General features: G+C 66.6%; 19 protein-coding genes. 12 read left to right on the top strand and 7 right to left on the bottom strand.

Translation table 11 applies throughout. The features are described 5' to 3' along the window. From TabM4_RS11575 to efp, 5 genes are all read right to left on the bottom strand, one after another. On the bottom strand, positions 1-1,254 hold the full coding sequence (locus TabM4_RS11575; protein ID WP_434622046.1) for a peptidoglycan DD-metalloendopeptidase family protein: 1,254 nt from the start codon (positions 1,252-1,254) through the stop codon (positions 1-3). A gap of 50 nt (positions 1,255-1,304) precedes the next feature. Beyond that, a complete protein-coding gene (locus tag TabM4_RS11570; protein ID WP_434612446.1) occupies positions 1,305-1,973 on the bottom strand; it encodes a protein-L-isoaspartate(D-aspartate) O-methyltransferase in 669 nt (222 codons plus the stop codon). After that, positions 1,970-2,755, bottom strand: a complete 786-nt coding sequence (gene surE, locus TabM4_RS11565) for a 5'/3'-nucleotidase SurE (RefSeq protein WP_434612444.1) — start codon at positions 2,753-2,755, stop codon at positions 1,970-1,972. The genes TabM4_RS11570 and surE overlap by 4 nt, the downstream gene beginning before the upstream one ends. 149 nt (positions 2,756-2,904) lie before the next feature. Next, a complete protein-coding gene (locus TabM4_RS11560; protein WP_434612443.1) occupies positions 2,905-3,075 on the bottom strand; it encodes a hypothetical protein in 171 nt (56 codons plus the stop codon). Positions 3,076-3,365: 290 nt separating this feature from the next. Continuing rightward, positions 3,366-3,932, bottom strand: coding sequence for an elongation factor P (efp, locus tag TabM4_RS11555; RefSeq protein WP_161762755.1), 567 nt, complete (start codon positions 3,930-3,932; stop codon positions 3,366-3,368). A gap of 117 nt (positions 3,933-4,049) precedes the next feature. Between efp and epmA the strand changes: the two genes are divergently transcribed. From epmA to TabM4_RS11495, 12 genes are all read left to right on the top strand, one after another. Then, the gene (gene epmA / locus TabM4_RS11550) at positions 4,050-5,099 is read left to right on the top strand and encodes an EF-P lysine aminoacylase EpmA (protein ID WP_434612440.1); all 1,050 of its coding nucleotides are present in this window, start codon (positions 4,050-4,052) and stop codon (positions 5,097-5,099) included. Positions 5,100-5,572: 473 nt separating this feature from the next. Continuing rightward, complete coding sequence (locus tag TabM4_RS11545; protein WP_434612439.1) at positions 5,573-5,995, top strand: response regulator; 423 nt, start codon at positions 5,573-5,575, stop codon at positions 5,993-5,995. Positions 5,996-6,170: 175 nt separating this feature from the next. Then, positions 6,171-7,208, top strand: a complete 1,038-nt coding sequence (locus tag TabM4_RS11540) for a LacI family DNA-binding transcriptional regulator (protein WP_434612437.1) — start codon at positions 6,171-6,173, stop codon at positions 7,206-7,208. 214 nt (positions 7,209-7,422) lie between these two features. Next, positions 7,423-8,739, top strand: a complete 1,317-nt coding sequence (locus TabM4_RS11535) for an ABC transporter substrate-binding protein (protein WP_434612435.1) — start codon at positions 7,423-7,425, stop codon at positions 8,737-8,739. A gap of 169 nt (positions 8,740-8,908) precedes the next feature. Then, positions 8,909-9,853, top strand: a complete 945-nt coding sequence (locus tag TabM4_RS11530; protein WP_434612433.1) for a carbohydrate ABC transporter permease — start codon at positions 8,909-8,911, stop codon at positions 9,851-9,853. Positions 9,854-9,995: 142 nt separating this feature from the next. Then, positions 9,996-10,937 (top strand): carbohydrate ABC transporter permease, encoded by a 942-nt coding sequence (locus TabM4_RS11525; RefSeq protein ID WP_434612431.1) that lies wholly within the window; start codon positions 9,996-9,998, stop codon positions 10,935-10,937. Between the two features lie 139 nt (positions 10,938-11,076). Then, complete coding sequence (locus TabM4_RS11520) at positions 11,077-11,265, top strand: hypothetical protein (protein ID WP_434612429.1); 189 nt, start codon at positions 11,077-11,079, stop codon at positions 11,263-11,265. A 2-nt stretch (positions 11,266-11,267) separates the two neighbouring features. Next, on the top strand, positions 11,268-12,365 hold the full coding sequence (locus tag TabM4_RS11515) for an ABC transporter ATP-binding protein (RefSeq protein ID WP_434612427.1): 1,098 nt from the start codon (positions 11,268-11,270) through the stop codon (positions 12,363-12,365). After that, positions 12,358-13,350 (top strand): ABC transporter ATP-binding protein, encoded by a 993-nt coding sequence (locus TabM4_RS11510; RefSeq protein ID WP_434612425.1) that lies wholly within the window; start codon positions 12,358-12,360, stop codon positions 13,348-13,350. Before TabM4_RS11515 ends, TabM4_RS11510 begins: the two co-directional genes overlap by 8 nt. Before the next feature lie 15 nt (positions 13,351-13,365). After that, positions 13,366-14,988 carry a dihydroxyacetone kinase subunit DhaK gene (locus tag TabM4_RS11505; protein ID WP_434612423.1) on the top strand — a complete coding sequence of 541 codons (1,623 nt, stop codon included), beginning with the start codon at positions 13,366-13,368 and terminating at the stop codon, positions 14,986-14,988. A gap of 184 nt (positions 14,989-15,172) precedes the next feature. Continuing rightward, on the top strand, positions 15,173-16,090 hold the full coding sequence (locus TabM4_RS11500; protein WP_434612421.1) for a diacylglycerol/lipid kinase family protein: 918 nt from the start codon (positions 15,173-15,175) through the stop codon (positions 16,088-16,090). After that, a complete protein-coding gene (locus TabM4_RS11495) occupies positions 16,087-16,863 on the top strand; it encodes a metallophosphoesterase family protein (protein WP_434612420.1) in 777 nt (258 codons plus the stop codon). The genes TabM4_RS11500 and TabM4_RS11495 overlap by 4 nt, the downstream gene beginning before the upstream one ends. On the opposite strand, the gene TabM4_RS11490 is transcribed toward TabM4_RS11495, so the two are convergent. Next, entirely contained in the window at positions 16,860-17,882 is a 1,023-nt protein-coding gene (locus tag TabM4_RS11490) for a Gfo/Idh/MocA family protein (RefSeq protein ID WP_434612418.1), read from the bottom strand. The genes TabM4_RS11495 and TabM4_RS11490 overlap by 4 nt on opposite strands. 198 nt (positions 17,883-18,080) lie before the next feature. Further along, on the bottom strand, positions 18,081-18,887 hold the full coding sequence (locus tag TabM4_RS11485) for an ABC transporter permease (RefSeq protein ID WP_434612416.1): 807 nt from the start codon (positions 18,885-18,887) through the stop codon (positions 18,081-18,083). Between the last annotated feature and the right edge of the window lie 9 nt (positions 18,888-18,896).

Genomic DNA, 18,896 nt, shown 5'->3' with positions numbered 1-18,896 from the left:
CTATTTCAGGAAGGGCATCGGATCGGTTACAGCCGCCCCGCGGCGCACTTCGAAGTGCAGAAAGGACGGATTGCCCGAACGGACATTCGCGATGGTCTGGCCTTTCTTGACGGTGTCACCCTTCTTCACGGCAATCCCTGCGACGCCAGCATAGATCGTGACCAGTCCACCCTCGTGCAAAAGCACGATGATCGGCATCTGCGACGTATCCGTCGTGATCGTTCCGACGCGTCCCGCGGCCGCCGCTTTCACGGGTGTTCCCGGCGGGGCAGCGATGTCGATCCCGTTGTTCTTTGGCGGCGCATAGCCCCGGATGATGTTTCCGTCCACTGGCATCGCGAATTGCGCCGCCGAGGCCGTGGTCCGCTGCTCGCCTAGATCGGGCGAGGCCGGCCGGTCCTGTGCCGCCTGCGCCGCGGGCTTCGTCTCCTCGTCCGGCAAGGGCTTCGCCGCCGAGGGCGGCTCCGGCGTCGGCGATCCCGCACCCGGAGGCGTCACCACCTCCTCCACCTTCGGCGCAGGCGCGCCCGAGGGCGTCGGGATCATCAGATACTGCCCCTCGCGCACCTCCAGATCGGCCCCCAACCCGTTCCAATCCGCCAGAGCCCGGGCCGAGACATTGTACATCCGCGCGATGGAAAACGCCGTCTCGCCCCGCTTCACCTGATGCCGCGTCGGGGCCATCGACCCAAGGTTCGCCCCCGCCGCCTGCGTCTGCGCCGGCGCCGCCGCGACCGGGGTCGCGCTGCCGCTGCTCTCCACCCGGTCCAGCGCCGTGGTCGCGATGCTGGTCACGCTGACCGCCCCGCCCCCCGCCGAGGGCAGGGGCGCTGCCGCCACATTGCCGCTGCCGATCACCGATCCGGCGCCCGCCACGCTGCCCGCTGCCGCCACGCGCCGCGGCAGGGCCAGCACCTCGCCATCCCGCAAGGTCGCATTCGGCTGGATCGCGTTATAGCTGGCCAGTTCCGCCGGGTTGATCCCCACCCGCGCCGCCACGCTGCCGACCGTATCCCCGCGCCGCGCCACCGCCACCTGATAGCCCGGATAGCTGATCACCCCATTCGCATCCGGGCTTGGCCGCGCCGCCGTCGCCTGCCGCGCCGCATCCGTCGTGTCGAAGGTGTTCCCTCCGCTCCGGAAATCCCAATCCAGATCGGAAAGCATCCCCGGCTGCCCCCCGGTACAGGCCGAAAGCGCCGCCAGCGACACCGTCAAACCAAGGGCGCGCATCGTCACGGGTGCGAAGGTCATCATCTGCCTCTCTGCCTGCGGTCCGGGTTTCGATCCCGAAGCCATTTCTCTCATTCCGTGCCCAGACCCTCGACCAGCGGCACGAACCGCACGGGGCGAAGCTCGTCATAGTCGAACCCGCTTTCCGTCCGCGTCACCTTGATCAGGCTCTGCACCGTGTCCGACTGCCCGACGGGCAGCACCATGATACCCCCGGTTTTCAGTTGCGCCAATAGGGGGCCGGGTGGGTCTTCCGCGGCGGCGGTCACTATGATGCGATCAAAGGGCGCCTGCTCCGGCAGGCCGAAACTCCCATCCGCCGCCAGCGCCGTGATATTCGTCAGATCGAGGCTGCGGAAGATCCCCTCCGCCTCGCGCACCAGCCGCTTGTGGCGGTCCACCGTATAGACCCGCCGCGCAAGCTGGCTCAGGATCGCGGCCTGATAGCCCGACCCCGTGCCCACCTCCAGCACCTTGTCGCGCGGCTGCACGGCCAAGGCCTGCGTCATGATCCCCACGATGCTGGGCTGGCTGATCGTCTGGCCGCAGGCGATGGGCAGCGGCATGTCCTCATAGGCGCGTTCCGCGAACAGCCCCCGCACGAACAACCCCCGGTCGATGGTCTCCATCGCCGAAAGCACCCGCCCATCCGTCACCCCGCGCGACCGCAGCGCATAAAGAAACCGCATCTTCCGTTCGGCGTCGGACCCGTCTTCGTCCAAGTCCGCGCCCCCTGTCATGCCAGCCGCGCCTCAAGGTCCGCCAGCAGGTCATGTGCAGTAAGGTCCGCCCGCATCGGCGTGACCGAGACATAGCCCTCAAGGTTCACCGCCGCATCCGTTCCCGGCAAGGTGGGCGTCTGCTGCGGCCCGCCCTTGATCCACAGATAGCGCCGCCCCGTAGGCGAAAGCTGCGCCTCGGCGCTGAACGACGTGTCGCGCCGGAACCCCTGCGCCGCCACCTTCACCCCCTTCACCCGCGCGGCGGGCAGGGGGGGGAAGTTCACGTTGTAGAACACCCGGTAATCGTCATTGGTCCAGATGCCGCGCTCCAGCAGCGCCTTCACCACGCCCGGCCCATGCTGCCGCGCCGCCTCGAACGGATCGGCCAGCCCGTCCATCTCCGGCCCGAAGAACTGCGACAGCGCGATGGCCGGAATGCCCTGCAACGCCGCCTCCATCGCCCCGCCGATCGTGCCGGAATACAGCACGTTCTCCGCCGAATTGTTCCCCCGGTTCACCCCAGAAAGCACCAGATCCGGCCGCGCCCCCTGCAACACGTCATAGATCCCCGCCAGCACGCAATCCGCAGGGCTTCCCTCGGCGGCAAAACGGCGGGGGGCAAGCTTGGCAATCATCATCGGATGGGTATAGCTGATGCAATGCCCCACGCCCGACTGCTCGAAAGCGGGGGCAACGGTCCAGACCTCGCCCTCCGGCCCCGCAAGGGCCGTAGCGATCTCGGTCAACACCTCAAGCCCCGGCGCGTTGATGCCGTCGTCATTCGTGATCAGGATGCGCATGCTATGCCCTTGTCTGCTCTGCCCTGATTAGAACAGGCCAGACAGGGCGGCAAGGCGCTGCCTGCCCCGCGCGGGCAAAGTGCCAAGGATCGTGGCGGCGATGATGCAGGGTCAGGCAGGGCTCAGGCGGGCAGGGCAGGGGGCGGCGGTCAGTCCGCCGCCACCGCCGGGATGGTTTCGGTGATGAAATAGCCCTCCGGGGCGAACATCACGGCCAGGACGGCCAGATAGACCATCAGGAACAGGGCAACAGCCCCCATCTGCGCGGCCTTCGCCGGGCGCTGGACGGGCGGGCGGGCAATCGTCTGGATCTTGGGCATGGGCAGCACTCCTCCGAGTCGATTCCACCCAAGGTTACCGCATCACGCGATGTTTCTGGTCCTGAAATTCGCCCGTGATCCGGAACATCCTCCCTTTCGGCGCACCCTTGCCGGAAAACGTCCTGCAGTTGCGCGCCATTTCGCGCATGCAGCGAAATATCCTCCCGCGCGCCCATGCCGCGGCGCAGCGCGGCAAGAACCCGCGCAACAGCCGTCCCGCAACCCGCGGCAATCCGCGCAAAAGAAAAGGGCGCCCGAAGGCGCCCCTGCATCCGTTTTGGCGAGAGGGATCAATCCTTCGCGCGTTCCACATAGGAATGATCGTCCGTGTTGATCACGATCCGCGTCCCCGCCCCGATATGCGGCGGCACCATGACCCGCAGCCCGTTCGAACAGATCGCGGGCTTGTAGGACGACGATGCCGTCTGCCCCTTCACCACGGGCTCCGTCTCGGTGATCTCCACCACCACCTTCTGCGGCAGTTCCAGCGCGATCGGCACGCCTTCGAAGGTGCGAAGATAAACCTTGATGCCTTCCGTCAGGAAGACCGCATCCTCACCCACGACATCCTCGGTCGCGGTCAACTGCTCATAGGTGTTGGGCTCCATGAAGTGATAGCCCTCGCCGTCACTATAGAGATAGTCGTATTCCCGCTCGTCGACCGTGGCCTTCTCGACCATCTCGGTCGTCCGCCAGCGTTCCGACACCTTCACCCCGTCCGAGATGCGGCGCATGTCGACGGATGTCGTGGGCGTGCCCTTGCCGGGATGGAAATTCTCGGCTTTCAGCACGGCATAAAGCTTGCCGTCCATCTCGACGACATTGCCCTTGCGAAGGGAAGAGGCGATGACTTTCACGGGTCGTTTCCTTGCGGTTTCGATTGGGCCCGCGTAACTGCGCAGGCGAATGATTGGCGCTGCACCTAGCGCATCTTGCGCCAAACCTCAAACCGAAAGCGCCGGAGCCTTGCCGACATGACCGATACAGCCGCAACCGCTTGGTGGCACCCCTCCCGCCACGCCGACCGCCGCCCGCTTCTTCTGGCCCGCAACCGCATCCAATCCGCCCTCCGCCGCTGGTTCGATGACAACGGCTTCACCGAGGTGGACCCAGCCGCCCTGCAGGTCTCCCCGGGGAACGAGGCGCATCTGCACGCTTTCTCCACCGATGCCTTGTCGCATGACGGCACGCCCCGCCGGATGCACCTCCATACCAGCCCCGAATTCGCGATGAAGAAACTGCTCGCGGCAGGCGAAACCCGCATCCATGCCTTCGCCCATGTCTGGCGCAACCGCGAACGGGGCGCGCTCCATTCGCCGGAATTCACCATGCTGGAATGGTACCGCGTGGGCGAGGATTACAGCACCCTGATGGAAGACACCGTCACCTTCCTCCGCCTCGCCGCCACCACCGCAGGCACACCCCTCCTGCGCTTCCGCGACCGGACCTGCGACCCCTTCGCCACGCCGGAACGCCTGTCGGTCGCACAGGCCTTCACCCGTTACGCCCGCCTCGACCTTCTCGCCACCATCCGCCCCGACGGCAGCACCGACCGCGACGCGCTTGCCGCCCAGATGGCGGGGCAGGGCATGGCCCTTTCCCCAGACGACACATGGTCCGACCTCCTGTCCAAGGTCCTCGTCGCCCATGTCGAACCCCATCTCGGTCAGGGCTGCATCACCATCCTCGACCGCTATCCCGCCGCCGAGGCGGCGCTTGCCCGCACCTGCGCCGATGACCCGCGCGAGGCGGAACGGTTCGAGCTTTATGCCTGCGGGGTGGAACTCGCCAATGGCTTCGGCGAACTCACCAACCCCGTCGAACAACGCCGCCGCTTCGGCCTCGAGATGGATGAAAAAGAGCGAATCTATGGCGAACGCTATCCGCTGGACGAGGATTTCCTCGCGGCCCTTGCCTTGATGCCGCCCGCTTCGGGCATCGCTCTGGGCTTCGACCGCCTCGTCATGCTCGCCACAGGCGCCCCGCGCATCGACTCCGTCCTCTGGGCTCCCGTCGCCGATTGATCGAGTCGCACAGCCCCATTGTCACCATCCGGGCACCAATTGAATCCGCATTCCGGGACTGTATCCACTGCGTGAACAACGCCGCATAAACCCTGAAAAACACGCCGGAAAATACGCATAAACCAAAGTTTATGCCCCTAAACCACCTATCCAAACCGGCCCAAAGCCCCGGCCCCCCCCACTTGCTCGACTCAGCCATTGGGCCCAGCCTTCTTCTCGTGGCAGCAACGGGGCAGACCGTGGTGGGGACAAACCGAAGCCGTCACACAAAACGGCGGTTGCCGCGGTCAGGTCTTTGGTGGGGACCGCCGCGGCAACCGTGAAGGCGGCAGATGCGGGTCAGGCTGTGGGGGCCTCCGTATCGGCCAGAAGACGACGAAGAAAAGACGAACCCGAAACAACGACCGGACAAACTTTCACATTAGGGTCGTGCGATGCCGACAGCTCAAGCAAGCCAAGCCAGGACAAAAGACGTGACAGCCTACCGCCCTGCACCTGCCGAACGCCCTCGCATCCTCGTGGTGGATGACGACCCGATCAACCGTCTGGTCGCCCGCATCCTGATCGAGGCCCGCGGATACGAGGTGATCGAGGCCGAGGATGGCGAGGCTGCCCTCGCCGCCTATGCCGAGACGAGCGACATCGGTCTGGTGCTGATGGATCTCGCCATGCCCGGCATGGATGGCCTGACCGCCGCCCGCAACCTGCGGTCGACCTCGCGCCGGGGGGCAACGGTGCCGATCGTGGCGCTGACCCGCCACATCGACGACAACTCGCGGCGCAACTGCTTCGATGCCGGGATGAACGGCTTCCTGCCGAAACCGATCTCGGCCGCCGGGATCGAAAGCATCGTCTGCCTCGTGGGCCACGGCGCCTACCGCGCCCATCACGCCTGACAGGCCGCACCACATCTCCAAGGCCCGGCCCGCGCGCCCGCAGGCCGGGCCTTTCCTTTGCGCCCCGGGGCGCGGCCCGCCTACCTCCAACGGACTGATTGACGTACCTCAGTCTTGCCCCGATAAAGGCCGGACCCCGATCCGAACCCCGGTCTTCGGGGCGCAGGGCCGCCGCATGACCAGACCCACCGTCATCGACATCGCGCGCGAGGCAGGTGTAAGCCTTGCCACGGTGGACCGTGTCCTGAACGCCCGCCCCGGCGTCCGCGCCAAGACGATCGACGCCGTTCAGGATGCCATCGCACGGCTTGGCTATGTCCGCGACATGGCCGCCGCCAACCTCGCCCGCAGCCGCTCCTACCGCATGGTCGCGCTCTTGCCCGACACGGACAGCCAGTTCGTCCAAACCCTCGCCGATGCCCTGACCGAGGCCGCCGCCCTCGCTGCCGCCAGCCGCACCGAACTCGACCTGCGGCGCTACCCGCCCGAGGACATGCACATCCTCGCCGAACGCCTCGCCGCCCTCTCGCCCGAGGATGTGGCAGGCGTCGCCCTCATGGCCCCCGAAACCCCCGTCATCCGCGACGCCATCCGCGCCCTCAAGGCGCGCGGCATCCCGCTCGTGGCCCTCGCCTCCGATCTCCCCAATACCGACCGCGACCATTTCATCGGCACCGACAGCCATGCCGCGGGCCGTACCGCGGGCGTCCTCATGGGCCGCTTCTGTCGGGGCCTCTCGGGCAGCGTCCTCGCCGTGGCCGATTCCATGCTCCTGCGCGACAGCATCGAACGCCGCCGCGGCTTCGACGAGGTGATGCAGGCCGAATTCCCCCGCCTCCACGTCCGCCCCACCATCGAAACCCATGGCTCGCCGGAGGCGCTCCGCCGCGCGCTTGGCGACTGCCTCGCCACACTCCCCGATGTCGTGGGCATCTATCTCATCGGCTCGGGCCACCGCGCGCTGGCTGCCCATCTGCGCGACAACGGCCTTCTGCGCCGCTTCGTCGTCATCGGCCACGAACTCACCCCCCACACCCGTCAGGCCCTGATCGACGGCCATCTCGACGCCGTCATCGCCCAGAACCCCGGCCATCTCGCCCGCTCCACCCTCCGCGTCCTGCGCGCCAAGGCCGACCGCGCCCCCATCGACGAAGGGCAAGAACAACTCCGGATCGAGGTGGTGATCCGCGAAAACCTCCCTCCCGACCCCTGACCCTTCCGCCTGAGGGTGGCCAAACCTTTGCTGGGAAATGGAAAAAACCCATCCCTCTCCGTCACGCAAAGAATAATGAGGAACGTACCTCAAAAATCGGTGGACAGACTCGCCCTGCCACGCCTATCGTCACGGTCACAGAAGGCCCGGGGGTGGGGGACCCTGTCCGAACGGGCACGTGCATGACACGACATCTGAACCGGGAGGAACATCAATGAAGGCCAGACTTCTTGTCGCCACATCGGCGGCAGCCCTTTCCCTTGCGGGCATGGCATCCGCGCAATCCAACGAACTCACCCTCTGCTGGGCCGCATGGGATCCGGCCAACGCCCTTGTCGAACTGTCCAAGGATTTCGAGGCGCAGTCCGGCATCAAGATGAACTTCGAATTCGTGCCGTGGCCCAACTTCGCCGACCGCATGCTGAACGAACTCAATTCCGGCGGGCAGCTCTGCGACCTTCTGATCGGCGACAGCCAGTGGATCGGCGGTTCCGCCGAAAACGGCCATTACGTCAAGCTGAACGACTTCTTCGACAAGGAAGGCATCAGCATGGACGATTTCGCCCCGGCGACAGTCTATGCCTATTCCACATGGCCCAAGGGCACGCCCAATTACTACGCGCTGCCCGCCATGGGTGATGCCAATGGCTGGTTCTACCGCAAGGACTGGTTCGCCCGCCCCGAGATTCAGGCCGAATTCAAAGAGAAGTATGGCCGCGACCTCGCCGAACCCAAATCCCAGAAGGAACTCCTCGAAATCGCGCAATTCTTCCAAGGGCGCGAGATCGACGGCCAGACCGTCTATGGCGCCTCCATCTTCACCGAACGCGGCTCCGAAGGCATCACCATGGGCGCGACCGGCGCCCTTTATGCCTGGGGCTTCAAATATGAGAACACCCCCGGCAGCTATGACATGGAAGGGGCGGTGAACTCGCCCGCCGCCGTCGAGGCGCTGGAATTCTACAAGGAACTCTACAAGACCGGCACACCTCCGGGCTATGATAACGCCTATATGGAACAGTCGCTGGACGCGTTCAAATCGGGTCAGGTGGCGATGGCGATGAACTGGTTCGCCTTCTTCCCCGGTCTCTATGCCGACCCCAACACCGGGGGCGACAAGATCGACTTCTTCGTGAACCCGCCCCAGAACCAGCCCGCCTCCACCCTCGGCGGTCAGGGCATCTCGGTCGTGTCCTACACCGACAACATGGACGGCGCGCTGGCCTATATCAAATGGTTCGCGCAGCCCGACGTGCAGAAGAAGTGGTGGTCCATGGGCGGCTATTCCTGCCACCGCGCCGTGCTGGAGGATCCGGAATTCGTGAATTCCGCCCCCTTCGCCGGCGACTTCCTCGAAGCCATGGGCGCGGTGCAGGACTTCTGGCAGGAACCGGCCTATGCCTCGCTCCTGCTCGCCATGCAGGAACGGCTGCACAACTACGTCGTGGCCGATCAGGGCACCGCGCAAGAGGCCCTCGACGGTCTGATCGCGGATTGGACCGAGGTCTTCGAAGACGAAGGCAAACTCTGACCCGACCCCTCACCCCCGACCCCTCTCCCCAAGGAGAGGGGAGGGGCACCCGATCCCCAAACCGGGTGCAACGGGGCAACCCAAGCGCAACGCCACCCTCTCCCCATCGGGGGAGAGGGCAGGGTGAGGGGGCCTTCCCGGCCCTCTCCTCCCGCAGGGACATGAGATCATGACAGACCCCATCGCCGCCGCCGCCCGCGCCACGCCCGACCCGCTCGCCCGCCGCATCCGCGGCCTGTCCGACCGGGCCATCGCGTGGCTCTTCGTGGCCCCCACCATCTTCCTGCTGCTGGCGATCAACATCTTCCCGCTGATCTGGACGGTGCGCCTCTCCTTCACCAACTACCGCGCCAACCGCCCGAATGAAGAGGTCGAATTCGTCGGCCTCAGGAACTACATCCGCATCCTCACCGATGACGGCATCTGGGCCAACATGCAGACCACGGCCCATTTCCTCTTCTGGACGCTCTTCTTCCAGGTCCTCATCGGCTTCACCCTCGCCTGGCTCATCAACCGCAAGTTCAAGGGCAACGACCTGCTGACGACGCTGATCGTCCTGCCCATGATGCTCTCCCCCGCCGTGGTGGGCAATTTCTGGACCTTCCTCTACCAGCCCCAGATCGGCCTCGTGAACTACGTCGTCGAATTGGTCACCGGCACCCCCGCCTCCTCCTTCTCCATGCTCGGCCCCGGGGGGCTCGCGAAATGGTCCATCATCCTCGTCGACACATGGATGTGGACACCCTTCGTCATGCTCATCTGCCTCGCCGGCCTCCGCTCCATCCCCGACTACATCTACGAGGCCGCCGAGGTGGACCGCGCCTCCAAATGGCGGCAGTTCTGGACCATCACCATCCCCATGGTCCTGCCCTTCCTGATGCTCGCCGTGCTGTTCCGGGGCATCGAGAATTTCAAGATGTTCGACATGGTCGTCCTCCTCACCGGCGGCGGCCCCGGCAACGAAACACTGCTCGCCTCCATCGACCTGAAGCGTGAGGCCTTCGAGAAATGGCGCACCGGCTATTCCTCGGCCTATGCCATCATCCTCTTCGTCACGGTCTTCGGCCTTGCCTCCATCTACGTGAAGGCCCTGAACAAGGTGAAGGAGCGGTGAGGATGCTGGCCACCCCATGCGCCCCGAAACCCCGTCCCGGGCTTGACCCGGGACCTCCGCCCCACCCGCGCGCCACCGCCGCCGAGAGGTCCCGGGTCAAGCCCGGGACGGGGTCACCCGAACAGGCCAAGGGAGGCCGGACATGACCGCCTATTCCGTCACCGAACCCACGGGCCGCTCGAAACTCGTCGCGGGCCTCCTCGTCACGCTCTACGCGGTCATCACCCTGCTGCCGCTTCTCTGGATCATCTCCACCGGGTTCAAATCCGGCCCGGACAGCATCTCCTATCCGCCCAAGGTCGTCTTCGAACCCTCGCTCGAAGGCTATGTGAACCTTTTCACCACCCGCACTCGCGTCGCGGCAGAGGAATTCCAGAACCTCCCCCCGCCCGAGACATGGTATGATGAAATCGTCCGCGAAAGCGGCATGGTCATCGCGGGGCCAAGCCGCTTCGGCGAACGCTTCCTCAATTCGGTCATCATCGGCTTCGGCTCGACCTTCCTGTCGATCTTCCTCGGCACGCTGGCCGCCTATGCCTTCTCGCGCTTCAAGGTCCCGCTGAAGGATGACCTTCTCTTCTTCATCCTCTCCACCCGGATGATGCCGCCCATCGCGGTGGCGATCCCCATCTACCTCATGTATCGCGAACTGGGCCTGTCCGACACGCATCTGGGCATGATCCTGCTCTATACGGCGGTCAATATCAGCCTCGCCGTCTGGCTCCTGAAGGGTTTCATCGACGAAATCCCCCGCGAATATGAAGAGGCCGCGCTGATCGACGGCTACACCCGCTTTCAGGCCTTCCGAAAGGTGGTGCTGCCGCAGGCCGCCACCGGCATCGCCTCCACCGCGATTTTCTGCCTGATCTTCGCTTGGAACGAATATGCCTTCGCCGTGCTGCTCACCTCCGGCACGGCGCAGACCGCGCCGCCCTTCATCCCCACGATCATCGGCGTGGGCGGGCAGGACTGGCCCGCCGTCGCGGCCGGGGCCACGATCTTCCTCCTGCCCGTGATGATCTTCACCATCCTCCTGCGCAAACACCTCCTGCGCGGCATCACCTTCGGGGCGGTCCGCAAATGACCGGGGCGCAATTTTTCTGCGAAAAATTGCGGTCCCGATCCTTCTGCGAAGGATCGCCCCGCCCCCCCGTCAGCCGATCCTTCGCAGAAGGATCACCCCCCGATTTTTCGCAGAAAAATCGTCCAACAGGGGTCCTCCCATGACCGATTTCCTCAAGGGTCTCCTCAACTTCCGCCGCCGCCCGTGGGAAATGCTCGCCACGCTCCTCATCGGCCTCGGTGTCTTCATGCTGATGCAGCCCTTCGCGCTGGTCCTCTTCACATGGAGCTTCCTCGTCACCCTCGCCGGCACGGTGATGTTCATCATCGTCTCGCATTTCCCGGACTGAACATGGCTGAGATCGTCATCCGCAACCTCCGCAAGGAATTCGGCAGCTTCACCGCCGTCCAATCCTCCTCCTTCACCATCGCCGATGGCGAATTCTTCATGCTGCTCGGCCCCTCCGGCTGCGGCAAGACCACCACGCTGCGCATGATCGCGGGGCTCGAACTGCCCACCTCCGGCCAGACCCTGATCGACGGCGAGGATGTCAGCCAGCGCCCTGCCTCGCAGCGCGACATCGCCATGGTCTTCCAGATGTTCGCCCTCTACCCGCATATGACCGTGCGGAAGAACATCGCCTATCCCCTCGTCAGCCAGGGCGTCGCAAGGGACGAGGTCCGCCGCCGCGTGGAAGAGGTCGCCCGCATCCTCCGCATCGAGACGCTTCTCGACAAGGGCGTCGGCGGCCTTTCCGGCGGCGACCGCCAGCGCGTGGCCCTCGGTCGCGCCATCGTCCGCCGCCCCAAGGCCTTCATGATGGATGAACCCCTGGGCGCGCTGGATGCCGAATTCCGCGAACTCATGGCCGAGGAACTCCGCGCCTTGCATGACAGGATGGGGGCCACCACCGTCTATGTCACCCATGACCAGCTCGAAGCGATGCAGATGGGCGACAAGATCGTCGTGATGAACCACGGCGTGGTGGAACAGTTCGGGACGCCCCAGCAGATCTACGACCACCCCGCCACGCTCTTCGTGGCCGATTTCATCGGCAGCCCCGCCATGAACTTTCTCCGCTTCGAAGGGGCCTTCCGCCCCGGCGACAGCGCCGTCACCCTCGGAGACACGCGCATCGAAACGCCCGAATTGCAGGCCGAGGCCAGCCCGCGCCCCCTCGTCCTTGGCGTCCGCCCCGAACATGTCACCCTCTCCGACGCCGCCCTGTACCGGGCGCGCGTCGAGGCCGCCGAGTACCTCGGCACCACCCAGATCGTGACGCTCTCCACCGCCCATGGCCCGGTCAAGGCGCGCATCCCGTCCGGCCACACGGCCCGGATCGGGGAAACCACCGGGCTCTCCTTCACCGCGCGCAGTCTGTCGCTCTTCGACGCCAGCACGGGCCGCGCCTTCCGCACGGCCGCCAATGCGGGGGTGCATCATGGCTGAGGTCATCCTGTCCGGCCTGTCGAAATCCTTCGGCGCCACCCGCGCCCTGACCGACATGACCATGACCATTCCCGACGGCGCCTTCGTCGTCCTGCTCGGCCCCACCGGCGCGGGCAAGACCACGACGCTCCGCCTCATCGCGGGCCTCGACCGCCCCGATGCGGGCGACATGCGCATCGCCGGCCGCTCCGTCCTTGCCGACACGCCCGCCCAACGCGACGTGGCGATGGTCTTCCAGCAATATTCGCTCTACCCCCACCTCACGGTGCGCGACAACCTCGCCTTCCCCCTGCGTTCCCCCGTTCTGAACTGGGCCGAACCCGACATCGCCCGCAAAGTGGGCGAGGTGGCCGAGGTGCTGCGCATCTCCCACAAGCTCGACAACAAGGCCACCCAGCTTTCGGGAGGCGAGATGCAGCGCGTCTCCATCGGCCGCGCCCTCGTGCGCAATCCGCGCATCTACCTTATGGACGAACCGCTCTCCTCGCTCGATGCCAAGCTGCGCGCCGACCTGCGCGTGGAACTGAAACGCATCCATGCCGAACTGGGCGCGACCTTCCTCTATGTCACCCATGACCAGATCGAGGCCATGACCATGGCCTCCCACGTGGGCGTTCTGGATCAGGGGAAGCTCGTCCAATTCGGCACCCCGCGCGAGATCTACGAAAACCCGGTCAGCACCTATGTCGCCAGCCGCCTTGGCCAGCCCCGCATCAACCTCCTGCCCGTCGATGCCTTCCCCACACCCAAGCCTGGCGCGGCCCAGATTGGCCTGCGCCCCGAACATGTGATCCTTGGCGAAGGCCAGCCCGCCACCGTCCGCCGCGTGGAACATCTGGGCGACCAGACCCGCCTTCACCTGACCATGGCGGGGCACGAGATCGTCACCCTCGCCGATCCCCACACCCCGCTCGCCCCCGGCGACAGCGTCGCCATCCGCCCCGAAACCCCGCTCTGGTTCGACGCCAGCGGCAACCGCATCTGATGGAAGGAGCCCGCGATGAAGCAGTTCATGAACAGCAAGGAAACGCTGGTCACCGAGGCGCTCGACGGCCTCATCCGCGCCTCGAACGGGCGGCTGGCGCGGCTTGACGGCTATCCCCATATCAAGGTCGCCATCCGCACCGACTGGGACAGGTCCAAGGTCGCCCTCGTCTCAGGCGGCGGGTCGGGGCATGAACCCTCGCATGCGGGCTTCGTGGGGCAGGGGATGCTGACGGCGGCCGTCTGCGGCGACGTCTTCGCCTCGCCTTCCGTCGATGCCGTCCTCGCCGGGATATTGGCCGTCACCGGCAAGGCGGGCTGCCTGTTGATCGTCAAGAACTACACCGGCGACCGGCTGAACTTCGGCCTCGCCGCCGAACGCGCCCGCGCCTTCGGGCTCAAGGTCTCCATGGTCATCGTCGATGACGACGTGGCCCTCCCCGACCTGCCGCAGGCGCGGGGCGTCGCCGGAACCCTCTTCGTCCACAAGATCGCCGGCGCCATGGCCGAGGCCGGGGCCGATCTCGACACCATCACCGCCGCCGCCCGTCGCATCATCGCGGGCGCCATCTCCATCGGCATGTCGCTGGATACCTGCACCGTGCCCGGATCGCCCAAGGAAGACCGCATCGGCACGGGCAAGGCCGAACTCGGCCTCGGCATCCATGGCGAGGCCGGGGTGGAACAGGTCGATTTCTCCAGCGCCCGCGCCGCCATGGCCATGGTGGTCGACCGCCTGCTGCCGCATGTCGGGGCAGGGGACCACGCCGCCCTCCTGAACAATCTCGGCTCCACCACGCCGCTCGAAATGTCCGTGCTGGCCGAGGAACTCGCCCGCTCCCCGCTGGGCAACAGGGTGAAATGGCTCATCGGCCCCGCCCCCCTGATGACCTCGCTCGACATGCACGGCTTCTCCGTCTCGCTCCTCCCCGTGACCGAGGCCGAGATCGCCCATCTCGCTGCCCCGGTGGCCCCGCCCGCATGGCCCGGCCTTTCCACCCTTGCGCCCATCCCCGTCCGCCCCCTGCCGGACGGCCTCGCCCCCATCCAGCCCGTCCCATCTGCCCATCCCGCCCATCGCGCCCTGCTGGATCGCTGCTGCGCCGCGCTCATCGCCTGCGAGAAGGACCTCAACGCGCTGGATGCCAAGTCGGGCGATGGCGACACAGGCTCCACCCTCGCCGGGGCGGCCCGCGCCCTGCAATCCGCGCTGGACCGCCTGCCGCTTGCCGATGCCACGCAGCTTTACCGCGCCATTGGCATGGAACTGTCGCAAACCATGGGTGGCTCCTCCGGTGTGCTTCTGGCGATCTTCTTCGCCGCCGCGGGCGATGCCTCGGCCTCCGGGCGCGACTGGATCGGCGCGCTTTCGGCCGGGCTCGACCGGGTGATGCAGGTGGGCGGGGCCGCCCCGGGTCACCGCACCATGATCGACGCGCTCGCCCCGGCACTTGCCGCCCTCCCGCAGGGTCTGCCCGCCGCCGCCACCGCCGCCCGCAAGGGGGCCGATGCCACGGCAGGCATGACGCGGGCCAAGGCAGGCCGCGCCTCCTATCTCACGGCGGACAAGCTTGCAGGCTTCAACGACCCCGGCGCCGAAGGCGTGGCCCGCCTGTTCGAGACCTTGGCGAAGGCGTGAAGGCCCGGAAGGGCCTCCATGCCTGTCCTACCATCGGGGGGGCGGGGTCAACCCCGCCCTACAACGGGAGGCGGGGTCAACCCCGCCCTACAGGAGCGCGCCAACCCATCCCCGCATGGTGTAGGGCGGGGTTCACCCCGCCACAGCCCTTCCACTCCCGGCAATCCCGCCTATCTTACCATCCATGCCCGTCGATCCCGCCACGATCTGCGTCCTCGCCAATCCCGGATCGGGACGGGCCAGCCGTGACGCCACCGCGCTGGCCTCCGCGATGCAGGTCTTCGGCCCCGACGTTCCCCTCCGACGCCTGACGGAAGGCGAATCCTTCGACCATGCCGTCGAACAGGCCCTCACCGATGGCTATACTACCCTCGTCGCCGCCGGAGGCGACGGCACCGTCACAGCCATCGCCCATGCCCTGACGGGAACCGGGGCCTCGCTCGGCATCCTGCCCTTGGGCACCTTCAACTTCGTCTCGCGTGGCCTCGGCCTTCCCGAAGATCCCGCCGCCGCCGCCCGCGCCATCCTCGCGGGCCACCCGCACCGCATCTCGGTCGGCACGGTCAACGGTCAGGTCTTCCTCAACAACGTCTCCATCGGCCTCTACCCCCGCATCCTTGCCGAACGCGAGGCCGCCTATGCCCGCTATGGCCGCTTCCGCCTGCTGGCCTATTGGACCGTGCTGGTCACCCTCATCCGCGCCCAACGCGCGCCGCACCTCAGCATCGAAACCGACACGGGCACCCGCAGCCTGCGCACGCCTCTCGTCTTCATCGCCCGCTCCGCCTATCAACTGGAACGCTTCGGCCTTTCCGCGCAGGAGATCATCTCCGACGACCGCTTCGCCGTCTTCGTGGCCATCCGCGAAAGCCGCTTCCACCTGATCAAACTCGCCCTCCACCTTGCGCTGCGCCGCCTCGTCCCCGGCACGGATGTCGAACTCTTCTCCGCCCGCCGCATCACCATCCGCACCCCGCGCCGCCGCCCCAAGGTGGCCTTCGACGGCGAGAAACGCCGCATGCTCGCGCCCCTGACCTTCGCCATCCGCGACGACGCGCTCTCCATCATCATCCCCGACGCCGCCGACAAGACCTCGGCATGACCCGCATCGCCCATCTCTCCGATCCCCATTTCGGGACCGAGCAACTGGGCCTGCCCGACGCGCTCGCCCGCCACCTCGCGACGCTGGCCCCGGACATCATCGTCGTCTCGGGCGACCTGACCCAACGCGCGCGCCCCGCGCAATACGCCGCCGCCGCCCGCTTCCTTGCCGCCCTGCCATACCCCACGCTGGTCATCCCCGGCAATCACGACGCCCCGCTCTGGAACCTGCCGCTCCGCCTCCTGAACCCGTGGCGCGACTGGATGGGCGTGCTGGACCGCCCGCTTCAGGGCGAATGGCAGACGGACGGCCTGCTGCTCATCGCGCTGAACTCCGCAAATCCCCGCGTCTGGAAGGATGGCCGCCTGACGCCCGCGCAGCTTGACCACATCGCCACCCGCTGCGCCGCCGCAGGCCCGCGCCGCCGCCTCGTCGCGCTGCACCATCCGCCCGAACCCCCGCGCGACGAACCGCCCTCGCTGGACCATGCCGCCGAAACCATCGCCACGCTGGAAAGGGCAGGGGTCGAGATGGTCCTGTCGGGCCACCTCCACTTCACCCATGTCGCGCCGCTGCGTCAGGCTCCCGGCATCCTTGGCGTTCAGGCCGGCACCTGCCTCTCAAGCCGCATCCGGGGCGACGGCAATGCCTTCACCCTGATCGACCTTTCCGAAACCGGGGCCGCCATCTCCCATCACCGCGCCGATACCGATGGCCGCTTCCACCCCGACGCCACGGTCACATGGCGGAAAACCCCGCAGGGCTGGTGCTAAAGCCGCACCACCACACCCTCGTCGGCGGCCCGGATCGCCGCCAGAACCATCTCCAGCGTCCCAAGGTTATGCGCCCCCGACGGCTCCACCGTCCCGCGCCCCTCAAGCGCGGCCACCGCCTGCCGCTGGAATTCCAGAACCGACTCCTGAATCAGATGCCATGGCCGCGCACCCCAGACGGGGCAGGGCGGTTCCACCCCCCGCTCCTCCACCGCGCCACCCCCGCGATGCAGGCGCAGCCGGAACCCTTCCGTCACCTCGATGGTCCCAAGGTCGCCCTCCACCACCAGCAGGCTCTGCGGAAAGGGATCGGGCGTCATCACCGAATGGAACGAACACTCGACCGAACTCACCGCCCCCGACCCGTGCCGCAGCAGCGCCTGAAAGGCATCAAACCCCGCCACCCGCGGATTGCGGCGCTGCACCTCGCAGGATAGACGCTCCACATCCCCCATCAGGTGCCGCACCACGTCGAACAGATGCAGCCCGATATCCGTCAGCGCCAGATCGCGGACCTCCGCCAGATAGGGCTGGTTGGCATAGATGTCATAGCCATGCCGGAAGGACAGCCGCAACCAGCGCGGCGCCCCGATCTCCCCCGCCTCCAGCAGGGCCTTCACCTCGCGGATGGGCCGCTGCCAGCGGAAATTCTCATGCACCGCCAGCATCGCGTCCGATGCCGCGCAGGCCGCGACCATGGCGCGGGCATCCTCCATCGTCTCGGCAAAGGGCTTCTGGCAGATCACCAGCCTTGCATGCCGCGCCGCCAGTTCCACCAGAGCCCGGTGCGAGCCCACGGTTGTGGCGATGTCCACGAAATCGGGCCGGACCTCGGCCAGCACCTCCGCCGCCTCCACGCCCCAGCGAGGGATGCCGAAGTCGCGCGCATAGGCCTCCGCCTTGGCCGGATCGCGGTCGCAGACCGCCACGATCTCCACCCCCGGCAACTCGTCCCATGCCGCCATGTGATTGCGCGCAAAGAACCCGCAGCCGATCAGAACACCGCGTTGCACCCTCATCCCTCCCGACCCGCCATCGCGTCAGGACAACTGATTATACCAGTTGCCGCCTCCGGGCAAGCAACCGCCCGGTCCCGGGTGGGCAGGGCGGGCAGTTCCTTAACGGAAAGGCGGCGGGAATGAACCCGCCGCCCGCTGCGTGCTGACAGTTTGCGGTACTGTTTGCGGCACGGCCTGCGGTACGCTGCCGCGCGGCCCTTACTCCGCCGCGCCCTGCGCCAACAGCCGCTCGATCCGCCGCCGCCGCAGCTCGTACAGGACCGCAGCGACGATGGTGATGCCGATCATGATCACCGCCAAGGCATTGATCGTCGGTGTAATTCCCGCGCGCACCTTCGAGAACACATAGACCGTAAGCGTATCCGCCCCGCCCCTCGTGAACTGCGTCACGTTGAAATTCTCCACCGACTGGAAAAACGCCACCGCCGCCCCGGCCCCGATCGCCGGATAAAGATGCGGCAGCAGGATCCGCCGCATCACCTGCCCATGGCTCGCCCCAAGGTCCAGCGCCGCCTCCTCCAGCGCGGCATCGAAACTCTGCAACCGCGCCAGCACCAGCAGCATCACCATCGCCGCGATATAGGAAACCTGCCCCAGCACCGACAGGTGCAACCCCGGCGGCACGCCCAGCTTGTTCCACATCAACAGCGTGGAAATTCCGATCACCGCCCCCGGAATCAGGATGGTGGAAATCATCATCCCATAGATAACCGTCCGGATTCGCCCGGAAATCGAGTTGATCAGGATCGCCGCCGCCGTCCCCACGATCACCGAAAGCACGGCCACCGCCAGCGCCACCAAGATGGTGTTGCGGAACGCCACCCACATCCGCTCATCCGCGGCCAGTTCCACGAACCACCGCCCCGTCGTGCCCTTCCACGGCACGATGGAGGGCAGCCGACTGTCGTTGAACGCGGCCCCCGCCATCACCACCAAGGGTATCAGCAGATAGATCAGGAACATCCCGGTATAGATATGGGCAAGCCGCTGTCTGAACTTGTACATCCCGCCCCC

Source organism: Tabrizicola sp. M-4 (assembly GCF_051132405.1).
Taxonomy (GTDB): Bacteria; Pseudomonadota; Alphaproteobacteria; order Rhodobacterales; family Rhodobacteraceae; genus Paragemmobacter.
The sequence above is the reverse complement of the archived record's forward strand: the minus strand, read 5'-3'. Positions and strand labels throughout refer to the sequence as shown.

Excerpts from the sequence above, each read along its gene's own strand:
- TabM4_RS11505 (WP_434612423.1), top strand. The coding sequence starts at position 13,366 with ATGAAGCAGTTCATGAACAGCAAGGAAACGCTGGTCACCGAGGCGCTC.
- TabM4_RS11485 (WP_434612416.1), bottom strand. The coding sequence starts at position 18,887 with ATGTACAAGTTCAGACAGCGGCTTGCCCATATCTATACCGGGATGTTC.
- surE (WP_434612444.1), bottom strand. The coding sequence starts at position 2,755 with ATGCGCATCCTGATCACGAATGACGACGGCATCAACGCGCCGGGGCTT.
- TabM4_RS11570 (WP_434612446.1), bottom strand. The coding sequence starts at position 1,973 with ATGACAGGGGGCGCGGACTTGGACGAAGACGGGTCCGACGCCGAACGG.
- TabM4_RS11495 (WP_434612420.1), top strand. The coding sequence starts at position 16,087 with ATGACCCGCATCGCCCATCTCTCCGATCCCCATTTCGGGACCGAGCAA.
- TabM4_RS11575 (WP_434622046.1), bottom strand. The coding sequence starts at position 1,254 with ATGACCTTCGCACCCGTGACGATGCGCGCCCTTGGTTTGACGGTGTCG.
- TabM4_RS11540 (WP_434612437.1), top strand. The coding sequence starts at position 6,171 with ATGACCAGACCCACCGTCATCGACATCGCGCGCGAGGCAGGTGTAAGC.
- TabM4_RS11490 (WP_434612418.1), bottom strand. The coding sequence starts at position 17,882 with ATGAGGGTGCAACGCGGTGTTCTGATCGGCTGCGGGTTCTTTGCGCGC.
- TabM4_RS11525 (WP_434612431.1), top strand. The coding sequence starts at position 9,996 with ATGACCGCCTATTCCGTCACCGAACCCACGGGCCGCTCGAAACTCGTC.
- TabM4_RS11520 (WP_434612429.1), top strand. The coding sequence starts at position 11,077 with ATGACCGATTTCCTCAAGGGTCTCCTCAACTTCCGCCGCCGCCCGTGG.
- TabM4_RS11560 (WP_434612443.1), bottom strand. The coding sequence starts at position 3,075 with ATGCCCAAGATCCAGACGATTGCCCGCCCGCCCGTCCAGCGCCCGGCG.
- TabM4_RS11515 (WP_434612427.1), top strand. The coding sequence starts at position 11,268 with ATGGCTGAGATCGTCATCCGCAACCTCCGCAAGGAATTCGGCAGCTTC.
- TabM4_RS11530 (WP_434612433.1), top strand. The coding sequence starts at position 8,909 with ATGACAGACCCCATCGCCGCCGCCGCCCGCGCCACGCCCGACCCGCTC.
- epmA (WP_434612440.1), top strand. The coding sequence starts at position 4,050 with ATGACCGATACAGCCGCAACCGCTTGGTGGCACCCCTCCCGCCACGCC.
- TabM4_RS11500 (WP_434612421.1), top strand. The coding sequence starts at position 15,173 with ATGCCCGTCGATCCCGCCACGATCTGCGTCCTCGCCAATCCCGGATCG.
- TabM4_RS11535 (WP_434612435.1), top strand. The coding sequence starts at position 7,423 with ATGAAGGCCAGACTTCTTGTCGCCACATCGGCGGCAGCCCTTTCCCTT.
- TabM4_RS11510 (WP_434612425.1), top strand. The coding sequence starts at position 12,358 with ATGGCTGAGGTCATCCTGTCCGGCCTGTCGAAATCCTTCGGCGCCACC.